The sequence below is a fragment of the Vibrio sp. Y176 genome, from assembly GCF_033438945.1.
The window spans coordinates 1-579 of the sequence record NZ_JAWOQS010000878.1; the positions used below are offsets into that span (position 1 = coordinate 1).

General features: G+C 46.6%; 1 protein-coding gene and 1 pseudogene. One reads left to right on the forward strand and one right to left on the reverse strand.

The features are described 5' to 3' along the window. Window positions 1–50: 50 nt before the first annotated feature. Window positions 51–257 carry a hypothetical protein gene (locus R7O13_RS29180; protein WP_005495440.1) on the reverse strand — a complete coding sequence of 69 codons (207 nt, stop codon included), beginning with the start codon at window positions 255–257 and terminating at the stop codon, window positions 51–53. Between the two features lie 4 nt (window positions 258–261). Here R7O13_RS29180 and R7O13_RS29185 point away from each other — a divergent pair. Beyond that, a pseudogene (locus R7O13_RS29185) lies at window positions 262–579 on the forward strand (peptidase M20); the annotation flags it as partial.

Below are 579 nucleotides of genomic sequence, written 5' to 3' on the forward strand. Positions count from 1 at the left end.
GAGCCATAGTGCATTACTGTCTCCGCTCTCAATTACCAAATTGTCACTTGCTAAACCACTTTCGTGATTGCGTCGTCACTTCTGGCATTATCCTCGGTCAGAATCGTGTCAGGCAGTGATTTTCTTTGATTCAACGCAGCTTCACCTACATAAAGCTGTGCAATAAGAGAGATCCTGTTCCCTTTCGAGTCCGTGCCATTGATTTCGAATTCACATCGTTTCTCGGTATCGCCCTCGACCCCAAAAGAAAGAGACACCCAAATGACACAAATTAATCAAGAACGTCTAGTTGAACATTTCTGCCAACTGGTTCGTATCGACAGCGAATCTATGAATGAAAAACAAATTGCAGAAACGCTGGCTGAGCAACTGGGCGAACTAGGCTTTACGGTTCACAAGCTTCCTGTACCAGAACACATTTCTAATGGCTTCAACGTGTACGCACGTTTAGAAGGGAAAAAAGACGGCTCAATCCTATTGAGCTGTCACAGGGATACGGTATCGCCGGGCATTGGTGTCGAGCCGATCATCGAAGACGGTACCATCCGCTCGAAAGGCAACGCCATTCTTGGCGGTGAT